This is a genomic window from Winogradskyella pacifica (assembly GCF_013403915.1).
Lineage (GTDB): Bacteria > Bacteroidota > Bacteroidia > Flavobacteriales > Flavobacteriaceae > Winogradskyella > Winogradskyella pacifica.
This window is the reverse complement of record NZ_JABFDI010000001.1, coordinates 193,822-206,505: the sequence shown is the minus strand read 5'-3', so window position 1 is coordinate 206,505 and position 12,684 is coordinate 193,822. Positions and strand designations below refer to the sequence as shown.

The 12,684-nt window shown below is 31.5% G+C and carries 17 protein-coding genes; 8 read left to right on the top strand and 9 right to left on the bottom strand.

Annotation, left to right across the window (positions count from 1 at the left end; all coding sequences use genetic code 11):
* The first annotated feature begins 7 nt into the window (after positions 1-7).
* On the top strand, positions 8-607 hold the full coding sequence (hisIE, locus tag HM984_RS00875) for a bifunctional phosphoribosyl-AMP cyclohydrolase/phosphoribosyl-ATP diphosphatase HisIE (RefSeq protein ID WP_179347889.1): 600 nt from the start codon (positions 8-10) through the stop codon (positions 605-607).
* 140 nt (positions 608-747) lie between these two features.
* On the top strand, positions 748-2,487 hold the full coding sequence (locus HM984_RS00870) for a DUF8693 domain-containing protein (RefSeq protein ID WP_179347738.1): 1,740 nt from the start codon (positions 748-750) through the stop codon (positions 2,485-2,487).
* A gap of 91 nt (positions 2,488-2,578) precedes the next feature.
* Here HM984_RS00870 and HM984_RS00865 read toward each other — a convergent pair whose 3' ends face one another.
* From HM984_RS00865 to HM984_RS00855, 3 genes are all read right to left on the bottom strand, one after another.
* Complete coding sequence (locus tag HM984_RS00865; RefSeq protein WP_179347737.1) at positions 2,579-3,526, bottom strand: DUF5694 domain-containing protein; 948 nt, start codon at positions 3,524-3,526, stop codon at positions 2,579-2,581.
* Positions 3,527-3,621: 95 nt separating this feature from the next.
* The gene (locus HM984_RS00860) at positions 3,622-4,413 is read right to left on the bottom strand and encodes a LytTR family DNA-binding domain-containing protein (RefSeq protein ID WP_179347736.1); all 792 of its coding nucleotides are present in this window, start codon (positions 4,411-4,413) and stop codon (positions 3,622-3,624) included.
* Between the two features lie 5 nt (positions 4,414-4,418).
* Positions 4,419-5,120, bottom strand: a complete 702-nt coding sequence (locus HM984_RS00855) for a hypothetical protein (RefSeq protein WP_179347735.1) — start codon at positions 5,118-5,120, stop codon at positions 4,419-4,421.
* A gap of 68 nt (positions 5,121-5,188) precedes the next feature.
* On the opposite strand from HM984_RS00855, the gene truA reads away from it, so the two are divergent.
* Complete coding sequence (truA, locus tag HM984_RS00850) at positions 5,189-5,974, top strand: tRNA pseudouridine(38-40) synthase TruA (RefSeq protein WP_115808800.1); 786 nt, start codon at positions 5,189-5,191, stop codon at positions 5,972-5,974.
* Positions 5,975-6,217: 243 nt separating this feature from the next.
* Here truA and HM984_RS00845 read toward each other — a convergent pair whose 3' ends face one another.
* Together HM984_RS00845 and HM984_RS00840 are read right to left on the bottom strand one after the other, a co-directional pair.
* Positions 6,218-6,439, bottom strand: a complete 222-nt coding sequence (locus tag HM984_RS00845) for a hypothetical protein (protein WP_115808801.1) — start codon at positions 6,437-6,439, stop codon at positions 6,218-6,220.
* A gap of 86 nt (positions 6,440-6,525) precedes the next feature.
* Entirely contained in the window at positions 6,526-6,681 is a 156-nt protein-coding gene (locus HM984_RS00840) for a hypothetical protein (protein WP_179347734.1), read from the bottom strand.
* 101 nt (positions 6,682-6,782) lie between these two features.
* Here HM984_RS00840 and HM984_RS00835 point away from each other — a divergent pair, with 101 nt between their 5' ends.
* The 3 genes from HM984_RS00835 to HM984_RS00825 all read left to right on the top strand — a co-directional run bounded on the left by HM984_RS00835 (position 6,783) and on the right by HM984_RS00825 (position 8,732).
* Positions 6,783-7,685, top strand: a complete 903-nt coding sequence (locus HM984_RS00835) for a mechanosensitive ion channel family protein (protein WP_179347733.1) — start codon at positions 6,783-6,785, stop codon at positions 7,683-7,685.
* Between the two features lie 120 nt (positions 7,686-7,805).
* Positions 7,806-7,976 (top strand): hypothetical protein, encoded by a 171-nt coding sequence (locus tag HM984_RS00830; protein ID WP_020897124.1) that lies wholly within the window; start codon positions 7,806-7,808, stop codon positions 7,974-7,976.
* A gap of 78 nt (positions 7,977-8,054) precedes the next feature.
* Positions 8,055-8,732, top strand: a complete 678-nt coding sequence (locus HM984_RS00825) for a DUF2461 domain-containing protein (protein ID WP_179347732.1) — start codon at positions 8,055-8,057, stop codon at positions 8,730-8,732.
* On the opposite strand, the gene HM984_RS00820 is transcribed toward HM984_RS00825, so the two are convergent.
* On the bottom strand, positions 8,727-9,173 hold the full coding sequence (locus tag HM984_RS00820; protein ID WP_179347731.1) for a hypothetical protein: 447 nt from the start codon (positions 9,171-9,173) through the stop codon (positions 8,727-8,729). The two genes, HM984_RS00825 and HM984_RS00820, sit on opposite strands and share 6 nt — an antisense overlap.
* Before the next feature lie 11 nt (positions 9,174-9,184).
* Positions 9,185-9,601, bottom strand: a complete 417-nt coding sequence (locus tag HM984_RS00815; RefSeq protein ID WP_179347730.1) for a glyoxalase — start codon at positions 9,599-9,601, stop codon at positions 9,185-9,187.
* Positions 9,602-9,783: 182 nt separating this feature from the next.
* On the opposite strand from HM984_RS00815, the gene HM984_RS00810 reads away from it, so the two are divergent.
* Complete coding sequence (locus HM984_RS00810) at positions 9,784-10,677, top strand: DUF72 domain-containing protein (RefSeq protein ID WP_179347729.1); 894 nt, start codon at positions 9,784-9,786, stop codon at positions 10,675-10,677.
* Positions 10,678-10,713: 36 nt separating this feature from the next.
* Positions 10,714-11,103: an acyl-CoA thioesterase gene (locus HM984_RS00805; RefSeq protein ID WP_115808985.1), complete on the top strand. Its 390-nt coding sequence runs from the start codon at positions 10,714-10,716 to the stop codon at positions 11,101-11,103.
* Here HM984_RS00805 and HM984_RS00800 read toward each other — a convergent pair.
* Both HM984_RS00800 and HM984_RS00795 read right to left on the bottom strand, forming a co-directional pair.
* Positions 11,100-12,344, bottom strand: a complete 1,245-nt coding sequence (locus HM984_RS00800; RefSeq protein ID WP_115808807.1) for a mechanosensitive ion channel family protein — start codon at positions 12,342-12,344, stop codon at positions 11,100-11,102. The two genes, HM984_RS00805 and HM984_RS00800, sit on opposite strands and share 4 nt — an antisense overlap.
* The gene (locus tag HM984_RS00795; RefSeq protein ID WP_115808808.1) at positions 12,337-12,630 is read right to left on the bottom strand and encodes a DUF3817 domain-containing protein; all 294 of its coding nucleotides are present in this window, start codon (positions 12,628-12,630) and stop codon (positions 12,337-12,339) included. The genes HM984_RS00800 and HM984_RS00795 overlap by 8 nt, the downstream gene beginning before the upstream one ends.
* Between the last annotated feature and the right edge of the window lie 54 nt (positions 12,631-12,684).

Genomic DNA, 12,684 nt, shown 5'->3' with positions numbered 1-12,684 from the left:
AACAACTATGAACGTAGATTTTAATAAAAACCCAGATGGACTTGTTCCAGCAATAATACAAGATAATACAACCAATAAGGTATTGATGTTAGGCTACATGAATGCCGAAGCACTTAAAAAAACTATTGATTCACAATTAGTTACTTTTTTTAGCAGAACCAAACAACGACTTTGGACTAAAGGTGAAGAAAGTGGGAATGTTTTAAATTTAGTGGATATAAAATTAGATTGCGATAGTGATTCCTTATTAATAAAAGTAGATCCTAAGGGACCAACATGTCATAAAGGAACAGATACCTGTTGGAATGAAAACAACGTAACGACTTATGGTTTTATTTCTACATTGGAAGACACAATTGAATCGCGTATAAAAGAAGCAGATTCAGAAAAATCGTATGTTGCTTCATTATTTGCTAAAGGCATTAATAAGATCGCGCAAAAAGTTGGAGAAGAAGCTATTGAGGTTGTTATTGAAGCAAAAGATGACAACGATAAGTTGTTTTTAGATGAAAGTGCCGATTTATTGTTCCATTATTTGATGCTTTTGCAAGCAAAAGGCTTCAAAATGAACGATGTAGCCTCAATCCTTAATAGACGAAACGAGTGATAAATCCGACAAAAAGAACCTGAAAGTAGGATAAAGATTAGGATTGTGGTATTTCAACGAAAATATAGTTAGTTCAACGTCTTTTTTTTCGATTAAGACGTAGTTTTGAATCATCATTAACAAACTATAACCCAAATCTTATGAAAAAAACTAAACCTACTTTAGTTGTTTTATTAGTTTTGTGTGTCTTTAATACATTAATAGCACATGAAAAACTACATACAACACTAGAACCGCACACGCAGACAAGCACTGATGGTCTGTCTACTGCAGAATATGCAGCACCCTTTACTACATATATTTATGATGATGGTTGGCTCGGAGGAATTGACCCAATAGGTACGATCACGAGTCTTGATATTATTATCGTTCAAAGTGGAGACTTAGTAATAACAGCAAATACAATATGTGCAGAAGTTAGAATAGATGCCGGCGCATCACTAACTGTAAATACAGGGGTGAGTTTGGAAGTATCTGTTATCTTAATGAGTTCCACGTCTATTTCATTCTCTAGTTTTATCTCAAACGGAACAATTCTAGGTAGTCCTGTTGTGTCTTATGATCGTTTTACTGAAGAATTAGGCACAAACGATTTAATCTCATCACCGGTGACTTCTACTGAAATATTTGTAGATTTTGCTGTTGTTAATACACTTACATTAGCTGATAATGGTTTTGTGAGAGCTTTTGCTCCTTACAATACGATGAATGGTGCTTATGAGAATTACAATGTAAACCTTAATCTTTCAACACCGATTACATTGGGTAAAGGATATAGAGCAGCGACCAAAATATCAGGAGGAGGTTTCTTAAGATTTACTGGCACAGTAGAAACAGGAGATGTTAACGGTATTGCGCTTTCTGATGCTGCAGCAGGTTGCGCATGGAACCTTATTGGTAATCCATATCCTAGTTATATTGATGCTGCATCATTTCTTTCGGAAAACGCTTCAGAATTAGACCCTGGCTATATCGGAATATATGGTTATGACGGTGATGCTTCTGATGGTTGGACGATTTGGAATTCAGCATCAATGGCAGCTTTAGCTGGAACAGAATTAATTGCACCTGGTCAAGGTTTCTTTGTTAAATCAATATCAGGGGGAGGATCAGTTGATTTTAAAGCAACAATGCGTCGTACGGGGACTTCAGATGATTTTGTCGTGGGGAGATCTTCAACATCACCACACTATGGGCATATCAAATTGAATTTAAGTTCAGGTAGCTCTAACTATAATACAGATTTCTATTTTAATAGTAATGCTTCTGAAGGATTAGATCCAGGTTACGATGCTAGTATATTTGGTGTAAGTCCACCTGCATTTTCAATTTACTCAAGCTTAGTTGTAGATAATGTTGAAATTCCATTAGCTATTCAGGCTTTAAGTAATACCGATATGACTAACGTTGTTGTTCCATTAGGAGTAAATGCTAGTCAAGGACAAGAATTGGTGTTTAGTATAATCGAAAGTGATATGTCAGACACTACAAACATGTATTTAGAAGATGCCGTTAACAATACCGTGACATTATTAAATACATCCGATTATATCTTTACTCCAGCTACTGACTTAAGCGGAACAGGACGATTTTTTCTTAGATTTGAAACGTCAACATTAAGTACAGTAGATGTAGATGTTGAGTCTGTAAAAATTTATGCTAATAATGCTGCTAAGACAATTACTATTAATGGTCAATTGCAAAATAATACAGTAGCAAAATTATTTGATACTAATGGTCGCCTAGTTTTAACTAATGTTTTAAATACAAATAACACAACTCAATCTATTGATGTGAGTCAAATAAGTTCTGGTGTGTATATTTTAGAATTAGACAATACTACAAATGAAAGACGTACTGAAAAATTAATAATCAGATAATTTTTATATCTTCAAAAACAATACTTTAATTAGAAACAGCCATAATTTTATAATTATGGCTGTTTTGTTTTTGCGGTAATTTTAAGAAAGTTTAGTCACCAGCAAGCACAATTTTTAATTCAGGATAATTAGCCTGTAATTCTTTTTTTAAACCAATAACATGAGACGCTCCTACAATAACAATATTTCGATCTGAGTCTGAAGTCATAACTTGTTCTCCTATGTTTTTTGCCATTCTCATATTGCGTTCATTCCAATAACGTTCACCTTCCGTACAGCCTTCTGTTTTTACAGCAACATATGTAAAAGAACTCGATTTGTGTAGTTGCTCTAATGATTTTAATTTATTGGTGTGTTTGCCTAGTCCTCTAAAAAGAGCAGGTAAGATCGCCGAATTGTAAGCCTTTTTATTCAGTTTATTATTAATAGCATTATTTCCATTAGATTGGCCTTCTTTACTACATTTACTCCAAGCATTATGATATTCTTTATTAGTACGTTGGTCGTCCATAGACATTAATAACTTTGTGTTTTGATGCAATGCCAATTTAAAAGTAAGATCTCCATCTTCATGTTGTGTTGGTTTTTTTGAGCCCTCAATGCCATGTTTTTTTATGTAAGTGTAAAATTCGTGATTAGCATTATCTCTATTATAAGCAAACGTTGTAATCATAAAATCTAAATCATCAGTCGTCATGCTTGAAAATGACTTGTCAAGAATAGAATTATATTTTTCAGGATTTGGTGTAAAAACGGTTTGAATAGAATCGGATAAATAATAAAAGGCTTTGTAATTTTTAGACCAACCCTCTTTTAAATATTCCCAACTCAACGTATCGTTACCTCGTGGACTTTCAACATAGATTGCCGTAGGATTGTATTTTTTAGCACGTCTTAACATGGGTTTGTAGCTGTTCTTTACAATATTAGGAACGGTATGCATGGTTCCTACAATTAGGATTTCTTTTTTAGCTTCTTGAGCGTTTCCAATTGATGTTGAACTGAATAAAATGATAATAAAAGTGAATAGCATTCTCATAATTAATGTGTTTTAGTGTTAAACTTTCTTGAAGCAAACTTACATTTGAAAATGCTATTAATACATTAATAATAGGTGTTTGGGGTGAAATGACCTTAGTTTGTGGTAGAATTAATCATCGCTTTTATCTCATTTTTATACGTTTTAGAAATGGGTACTTCTACTTGGTGATTAAGAATTACTAAAAGCTTCCCGTTTTCTGTTTTCCAGCGTTGAAAATGAAACGGATTAATAAGATAAGAACGATGAGCGCGAAGTAATTCTGGAAATTCATCTGCAATGACCGAAAGTTTATTTCTAATTAATGTTTTTTTTAAGTTGTTTCCAGAGAGATAAAAAACTTCAATATAATTATCTGAAGATTGAATGCTAATCACATCATTTAATTGCAAACGTAAACCCTCGTAATTACCTTCACCTTTAATTTCAATTTTTTGATCGTCTATTTGCTTTTCATAATATTTTCCAAATGCAAAACGACCTATAATCAATATTGGCAGTATCGTTGCTATAGCTGGCATGTATATTGACGTTAACATATAACCGAAAGTATTAGGGTTTTGTTCGTACATCATTATAATTTCTAAATAGTAGAACCAAGTTACAGTTATAGAAATCACTGAAAAAATCAATAAAAAAATCACTTCATTCAATATTGTCCATGATGTTTTAAAAGACTTATATAAATAATATTGTAAAGGCAGAAATGTTACGTAGCATAAACCTCCCAACAGACCATAACCAGGTAAATAAAGAAGTTTTTCATTATTATTAAACTGATTAACATCTAAAGGTTCAGTAAAATAAAGAAAGATGAATATCCAAACGGCTAACAGTAAACCAATGATTATGTGATGTTTAAGTTTAGGGTCAAATGGGTATTTCATAGGTTTTATTCTTCTAAACTTTTTATAAAATAACTATAGCCATAATACCAACAAGAGCTATTTGTGGCACTTACAAACTCATTATTAGTTGAATTTAAAAATAAATAATTTTCAGTAGTAGTACAATAATAGTCGCTTAAGTCTAGGTTGGCAACTTCAAATTCAAACTCGCGTAAGCGCCTGACTTGATTAGTATTCAGTTTTTTATTTTGGTAAAAATTTGTATTGATGTAATAAGCGGAATCTTTTTTATATAATTCAAGTTTTGTATTGAAAGAAAGGTAGCAACCTGAATTATTGAGATAAAGATTAAGTATTTCATTTTCTTTTAATGCATCTACAAGCAAACAGCATTTGGTGTCTTTTATTTGAGAATAATCTAATGAATCAGAATAAAAAACAACTTTATTATTTTTACTGTCTACTGTAAAGTCAACTTTGTTTTTTTGCTTATAGAAGGTAGAATAAACCAATTTGTATGGTCCAAAAGGGAGTTTAAAATTAGAATCTAACAGTCGTTTATAATTATAAATTTCGGAGTCGTCAATGGATTCTATGATATAACTTCGATTAAAGTTGAACTCTTCAGGTTTATATTTAATATACAACTCTTCAATTTCAATTTGACCTTTTTTAATTTTAACCTTTTCCTTTTCGCAATTCACTAGGCTAAAGAAAATGAATAATACGATTAAATTATACCTCATATGATTATAATATTCATAAATATAAGCATTGCTTTTGGAATCGTCAATAAAATTACGTTCTTGCCACTATGTTTGATAAACGCTACTATTATCTTATAAAAATTCAATATTTAGGCTATCGTTTTCATGGTTGGCAAAAACAACCCGATGTTAAAACGGTACACCTAATGATAGATCGTACATTAAAATTTATTTTTCAAGATACGCGATTTAAAACTTTAGGCGCTGGGAGAACAGATGCCATGGTGTCTGCTAATGAAGCCGCTCTAGAATTATTTATATATAATGAACCGCTTCAAGATTTTGATGCGTTTTTAGATGTATTCAACCTTAATTTACCTCAAGATATTAGGGCTTTATCTATTGAGGAAGTGGATAAGGAATTTAATATTATTCAAGATTCTAAATTAAAAGAATATCATTATGTGTTTTCTGAAGGTCAAAAAAATCATCCGTTTTGCGCGCCGATTCTAACTACAATTCTTGAGCCGCTTAATGTTGATTTAATGAAGCAAGGAGCTAAGTTATTTGAAGGGCATCATAATTTTAAAACCTATTGCTATCGTGCTACCGATAAAGGACAATATATAAGGACCATTGAATCATCAGAAATTTTGGACAACGCTATTTATACAGCCAATTTTTTTCCTGAGAAGTCTTATGTGTTTAAAGTTGTAGGCAAAGGCTTTATGCGAAACCAAATTCGATTAATGATGGGCTGCTTAATAAAATTAGGTAGGGGAGATGTCACTTTAGATTATATCGAAGATACTTTGAGGCTAGAAAGCACAGAAGTGATGGATTATATTGCACCAGCTTCGGGTTTAATTTTACATTCTGTAAATTTTGAATAAAAAAGGTATTAATTCAAAGAACTAATACCTTTTTATAATTGGTTGGTTATACTTTCTTATGATGAATAAATAACACAATGTTATTTAAATTCAAAAGTCTAAGCATTTTTAAATAAAGAGTTTTACCTTCTATTTTATTACATAGAATAAAGCACAATAATGATTTACTACTGTTCAATATAATAATTAATAACGAAGAGTGTTAATTTGTATAAAAAATCAACGAAAAACAAACTCTAATATTTAATCTGCTACGTGCACTTTAGGTTCTTTGTCTACAAATTTTCCATTGACAGATTCACCTAAAATGATAACTTCTTTAGAGCGTTCGTACATTTTTATAGCACGATGCATCTGTAATTTAGTACCACTATAAAGTTTTACACCTGATTTTGAGCCTTTGTTTCTAATCTCAATATAGAAACCGTCCTTTAGTGCTGTTGGTCTTGTTGCTGGTCTACCCATAAATATATTGTCTGTTTTAAAAGTTGTGCATAATAGTAAATATTATAATAACTCGCAAGTTTATTCGCAAACAATTATCAACCACGCTAAGTTTTATAATTTATGGCATCTATACTTGCGGTCCGAATGGCTTTAAAATCCAATATCCCCACAATTTTAATTAATATAATTATGGGGTTCGTATGGTAACGTAAATAGTCCATTTTCATTAACCCAAAGACTGTATTATTAAGTTTATTCATATTGATTAGCGTTAAAACTCATAGGGTAAGAGCAAGTTTTATCCTGTAATCATGTAGATATTTGCATACAAGTTAGAAAATCTAAAAGTCTAATTCATATTATGAGAGAACAATTCAATACAGCACTAGGGAATTTAATAGATAAATTAATTGGTTGGTTTAATGCCATAATAGAGAATATTCCAAATTTTATTTTAGCAATTTTAGTAATGGTCGCTTCCTATTTTGCAGCCAAATATGTAAGTCGACTCGTTAAAAAGGTCGTTTCTAATCGTATTGAACAAGATTCTATAAAAAATGCTTTGGCTAGAGTAGTAGCTGTATTAGTTGTTATGCTAGGTCTATTTATAGCTTTAGGAGTTTTAAATTTAGGAAAAGCTCTTACATCGTTACTAGCAGGTGCAGGTGTCGTAGGTTTGGCCATCGGTTTAGCATTACAAGGCACTATTGCTAATACCTTTGCTGGACTTGTTTTGTCATTTAGAAAGAAAATCCAAATTGGTAATTGGGTTGAGACTACAGGGTTTTCAGGAGAAGTTATTGATATTAACCTTAAAGATTTTACATTAAAAGAGGCGGATAATAATATTGTCATTATTCCTAATAAAACAATTTTAGAGAATCCTATGAAAAATTATTCGCTTACTACTAAAATGAGAATTTTTCTAGAGTGTGGTGTGGGTTATGAATCTGATTTAGAAAAAGTACAACAACTCACTAAAGAAGTTATTGCAAATTCGTTTGATCACGTTAAATCACCAGATGAAGTTGAGTTCTATTATACAGAATTTGGGGATAGTTCCATTAATTACTTATGCCGATTTTGGATTGATGCCGATAGTATGCTCGAAAAATTAAGAGCAAAAACAAAAGCCATCATAGAAGTTAAAAAAGCCTATGATGCAGAAGGTATTAATATTCCTTTTCCAATTAGAACGTTGCAATTTGGTAATAAACTAGATGTTACATCTGAAAAACAAAACCCTTCAGAGCCTAATAACTAATTAGTATTTCAAGCTAATTGCCCTTTTCAATTGAGTCAAAACTCTTAGGATAAGAGCCAATCACATCGTATTTGATTGTAGATATTTGTAGTATACTTTTAACCATTAAAACCAAAAACAATGAAAAAATTCAGTTATTTATTTATAGCCCTATTTAGCTTAAGTTTAATGACAACGAGCTGTAGAGAACAAAAAGATACAGGAGACAAAATAGAAGATGCAATTGATGATACAGGAGATGCAATTGAGGATGCTGCAGATGATGTTGAAGATGCAGTAGATGATAATTAATAATTAGCATTCTAAATATTAAAGTAAAAAGCCATCGTTTAGATGGCTTTTTATATTTTTATAAAAATTTAAATTACCATGAGCCATTCTATCCCTAAAGAAACCTTTACCTTTTTTAATAAACTCGAAAAGAATAACGATCGTGATTGGTTTAATGAACATAAACCAGAATTTAAAGCTATAGAAACGGGGGTTAAAGCCGCATTTAACTATTTGGGAGAATTAATGAATGTTCACGACCAAATTGAAAAGTTAAAAATTTTCAGAATTTATAGAGATGTGCGGTTTTCTAAAAATAAATTACCGTACAAAACACACTTTGGTGGTTCGTTTGCAAGAAAGAAACCTGAGTTAAGAGGTGGCTATTACTTACATATTCAACCAAACAATGAATCTTTTATCGCCACCGGTTTTTGGGATCCAAGCAAAGAAGATTTATTGCGAATTAGAAAAGAATTCGAAATGGACGATAGTGAAATGCGTGCCATTTTAAAAGATAAAACATTCAAAAATATTTGGGGCGATTTTACAGGTGATGAGTTAAAAACCGCACCCAAAGGTTTTGATAAAGAACATGCTGCCATAGATTTAATTAGAAGAAAGCAATTTATCTTCGTTAAAAAATATACAGATAAAGAAGTCTTAGCAGATGATTTTCTTGTTGATGTCAATCATGCTTTTAAAAATGTAAGACCCTTTTTTAATTATATGAGTGATGTGCTCACTACTAATTTAAACGGTGAGTCTATATTATAGTACGTCTCTTATAATATAGCTTTTGTCGTTAAAGTTAAACTGGTCTTCTTTCTTACGATTTTTAAGGAGTTGACCCAATGGCGATGCTAAAGAAATAATGTAATATTCAGAACCTTCTACTTCAACTTTACCTAAACTTAAAGCAATATAAAAAGTGATGCTATCCGTTTTAACCAAGCTGCCTAAAACAACGTTGTCGGAAACCAAATTAGGACGAACCAGTTTTAATTGCTCACGCATTTTGTTGGCGTCATTAAGATAATTCATGTTTTTCTCTAAATCATCTAATAATTTAGAATTTCCTGAATCATCTTCTTCATTGCTTACTTTATCATTGTTTTCAATAGATTCCTTAATTAATTCTATCTCATTTTTGTAACCTAACACGCGTTTGTCTGCATATTTTGTACAAAGCTCTAATAATTGCGATTTTATGTTCATTAAGACTGTGGCTAAACTTTCTGAAAAATTTCAGTTGGTGTAAATAATTGAATACTTTGAATCAAGCGCTCTTTTACAATAGTCATCATACGTTTATTTAAAGCTGATGAATTTTGAATATAAAGTTCATATTCTTCAACTGTAAATTGGCCAATGATCATTCCCTTTAAAGCGTTTCGAAATTTAATGTCTTTCTGTATTGCATTTGAAATGTAGTTGATTTGTTTTTCCAACGATAAATTAGAGAAAACATTTTTATGTTTGACGATATAATTTTTAAAAACTGCAATTAATAAATTGTGTTGTAACTTAATTATAGGTCGTAAGGTTTTATTCTGAAATGCTTCTTCCGCGCTTGTTTCATCATGTATTTTAGCAGATGAAATTTCGGGTCTAATGGATAGTAGGCTATTAAAACGTGTCGTCATGATTAAATGATTTAAGGATTAATTCTGAATTAAAATTAATCAAATAGCGCGCATGTCGTTTTGTATGGATATTATCTTGTTAACGTTCTTATTAACATTTCATATTCTAATATTGCTAAATCTAATGGAGCTAGAATTGAATACTACGTTCTAAACTTTATCTTTGAGTAAAATATTGAGTTATGAAATTCGGGAGTGTAGATAACCCAAGCGATATTGATTTTACCTTACCAGCAGACCATCCAGAGACTTTAAAAGTGTTGCAAAAAAAAACACCAGAACGTTTCAATGTTTTTGTAGGTTGTGCTAAATGGAATAGAGCAGATTTAAAAGGTTTTTATCCTAGGGGCACTAAAGACGAATTAGAATATTACTCACGTCAGTTTAATTCAATTGAGTTAAACGCCACGTTTTATAGAATATTTCCACCAGAACAATTTTCAAAATGGTACGATAAAACACCTCCTGATTTTAAATTCTTTCCAAAACTTAATCAAGAGATAAGTCATTGGAAGCGTTTAAATGAAGACATTACACCTATCGTTGATAATTATCTGTACAGCGCTGTAAACTTAAAAGAAAAATTAGGCTGTGTATTTCTTCAAATGCACAATAATTTTGCGCCAAAAGACTTTGATCGTGTTGTGAATTTTGCAGAAAGTTGGCCAAAAGAAATACCTTTGGCTATTGAGTTTAGACACACAAGTTGGTATAACGATAAAGCTGTAGCCGAAGATTTGTATCAGCTTTTAGAAGAAAATAATATTTCTAATATTATAGTAGATAGCGCTGGTAGACGCGATGTTATGCATATGCGCTTAACTAATTCTAGAGCTTTTGTGCGTTATGTAGGTGCTAATCATCAAAGTGACTACGCAAGATTAGATGATTGGGTAGAACGCTTAAAATTGTGGAAAGCTAACGGTATTGAAGAAATAGACTTTTTTGTGCATCAGAATATTGAAAAAGAATCACCTTTACTGTCTACTTATTTTATAAAACAATTAAATACCGAATTGGGTACGAATTTAAAAATCCCAAACGACGATTCAGATATACAACAAAAACTTTTATAAAAACAGATCAATATGGTTAATAACAACAATAAAAATATGAGATTTCACACAAGAAAATGGGTAAAACCCGAAGATTTAAATCCTAACGGTTCTTTATTTGGAGGTCAGCTTTTGGCTTGGATAGATGAAGAAGCTGCATTATATACCATAATTCAGTTCGAAAATTCTAAAATTGTAACCAAGTTTATATCCGAAATTAACTTTATGAGCTCTGCTGTACAAGGAGATATTGTTGAATTAGGAATAGAGGTTATTAAGTTTGGTAAATCATCACTAACCTTAAAATGTGAAGCCAGAAATAAAATGACCAGAGAAACCATATTAACTGTAGATAATATCGTTATGGTTAATTTAGGGGCGGACGGTAAACCTGCACCACATGGAAAAACTAAAATAGAGTTTGTTAAAGACAGATTAATAGTTTAATCGTTAATCTTGTTACCTAAAGATAGCTCGTAAACTTCTAAATCAAAATATTTTACAGAAGCTAGCACGTGGTCAAAAATATCACCTAATATATATTCGTAATTTTTCCAACGTTGATCACTGCTAAATGCATAAATCTCCATAGGAATTCCTTGCGAGGTAGGCTCTAGCTGACGCACCATTAAGGTCATGTCCTTATTGATGGCAGAATGGTTTTCAATATACGTTTGAAGGTATTTTCTAAACACACCAAAATTGGTAAGGTTTCTACCGTTGATTAAAACAGACTTATCTATATTGTGCTGTGCATTAAATGTTTCAATTTCGGTAGCACGTGTTTTTAAGTATTCAGAAATTAATTGAATTTTCCCAAAACGTAGAATATCGTCATCACTAAGGAAATTAATAGTAGATGTCTTAATAATAACGGAACGTTTTATACGTCGTCCGCCAGAATCCATCATGCCTCTCCAGTTCTTAAATGAATCTGAAATTAAAGCATAAGTAGGAATTGTAGTTATCGTTTTATCCCAATTCTGGACTTTCACCGTCGCTAAGTTAATTTCAATAACATCACCATCTGCACCGTATTTTTCAAAGGTAATCCAATCTCCAATTCTAACCATATCGTTTATGGAGACTTGGATACTGGCAACAAAACCTAGGATGGTATCTTTAAAAATCAAGATTATTACTGCAGAAGCAGCACCTAGTGTTGTTGCAAATTTTATAAATGAAACACCAGTTATAATAGCTAAAATTGAAAAGAAACCGAGAAGCCAAGCAAAGATCATAAAGACCTGCACGTAACTGTCAATTGGTTTGTCTTTGTAGGCATCTAAAGTTTTTAGGTAATCTTTTATAGAGCTTAGGAAACTTCTAATAATTTGTAGCGTCAAAACAATCGTGATGACCTTAAGCGTTTTTTCAATAATATTCTGTGCAACTTCAAAATCAGTAAAGACCTGAGGTACAAACTCTATTAGAATTAGCAACGGAATAATATGAGCTATATTTCTTGGTAATTTGTTGGTAATAAGGATGTTGTCGAAATCCGTTTTAGTCCGTTTGGCTACGCTTGAAGAAAATCTCCACAGGGCTCGTTTCGTAATATAGTCAACTACAAACGCAATCAGTATTAAGGCTAAAAGTAGTCCAAGCATATTAAGATACATAGCTGCATCTTCAGATAAGCCCTTTTCTATTAAAAAATCGTATAAAGTATGTCTTATGTTAAGCACGTTTTTTATTTAAGTATTTTTTGTCAATATAAAAAGTTCCAAAAGGAATAACAGAAGCGAATAAGACAATCCAAAGGGTTCGTGTTGGCCATTTCATGTCAGAGCTAATTAGGACAGCAATGACAACATAGGCCATAAATAATATACCATGCGGCATTCCTAATAATTTCACATACTGAGGATCTTCATATAAATATTTTATAGGCGTAGCTATAAATAACAATAGGATATATGAAACACCTTCTAACAAAGCTATAATCCTAAAAACAGGTAATAATTTTGGCATAACATTAAATTTTGTGCAAAAATACTTTAGAATTAAGTAATAAGAGCAGATTTT

Excerpts from the sequence above, each read along its gene's own strand:
- truA (WP_115808800.1), top strand. The coding sequence starts at position 5,189 with ATGTTTGATAAACGCTACTATTATCTTATAAAAATTCAATATTTAGGC.
- HM984_RS00810 (WP_179347729.1), top strand. The coding sequence starts at position 9,784 with ATGAAATTCGGGAGTGTAGATAACCCAAGCGATATTGATTTTACCTTA.
- HM984_RS00855 (WP_179347735.1), bottom strand. The coding sequence starts at position 5,120 with ATGAGGTATAATTTAATCGTATTATTCATTTTCTTTAGCCTAGTGAAT.
- HM984_RS00815 (WP_179347730.1), bottom strand. The coding sequence starts at position 9,601 with ATGACGACACGTTTTAATAGCCTACTATCCATTAGACCCGAAATTTCA.
- HM984_RS00840 (WP_179347734.1), bottom strand. The coding sequence starts at position 6,681 with ATGAATAAACTTAATAATACAGTCTTTGGGTTAATGAAAATGGACTAT.
- HM984_RS00860 (WP_179347736.1), bottom strand. The coding sequence starts at position 4,413 with ATGAAATACCCATTTGACCCTAAACTTAAACATCACATAATCATTGGT.
- HM984_RS00820 (WP_179347731.1), bottom strand. The coding sequence starts at position 9,173 with ATGAACATAAAATCGCAATTATTAGAGCTTTGTACAAAATATGCAGAC.
- HM984_RS00870 (WP_179347738.1), top strand. The coding sequence starts at position 748 with ATGAAAAAAACTAAACCTACTTTAGTTGTTTTATTAGTTTTGTGTGTC.
- HM984_RS00865 (WP_179347737.1), bottom strand. The coding sequence starts at position 3,526 with ATGAGAATGCTATTCACTTTTATTATCATTTTATTCAGTTCAACATCA.
- HM984_RS00795 (WP_115808808.1), bottom strand. The coding sequence starts at position 12,630 with ATGCCAAAATTATTACCTGTTTTTAGGATTATAGCTTTGTTAGAAGGT.
- hisIE (WP_179347889.1), top strand. The coding sequence starts at position 8 with ATGAACGTAGATTTTAATAAAAACCCAGATGGACTTGTTCCAGCAATA.
- HM984_RS00805 (WP_115808985.1), top strand. The coding sequence starts at position 10,714 with ATGAGATTTCACACAAGAAAATGGGTAAAACCCGAAGATTTAAATCCT.
- HM984_RS00825 (WP_179347732.1), top strand. The coding sequence starts at position 8,055 with ATGAGCCATTCTATCCCTAAAGAAACCTTTACCTTTTTTAATAAACTC.
- HM984_RS00835 (WP_179347733.1), top strand. The coding sequence starts at position 6,783 with ATGAGAGAACAATTCAATACAGCACTAGGGAATTTAATAGATAAATTA.
- HM984_RS00845 (WP_115808801.1), bottom strand. The coding sequence starts at position 6,439 with ATGGGTAGACCAGCAACAAGACCAACAGCACTAAAGGACGGTTTCTAT.
- HM984_RS00830 (WP_020897124.1), top strand. The coding sequence starts at position 7,806 with ATGAAAAAATTCAGTTATTTATTTATAGCCCTATTTAGCTTAAGTTTA.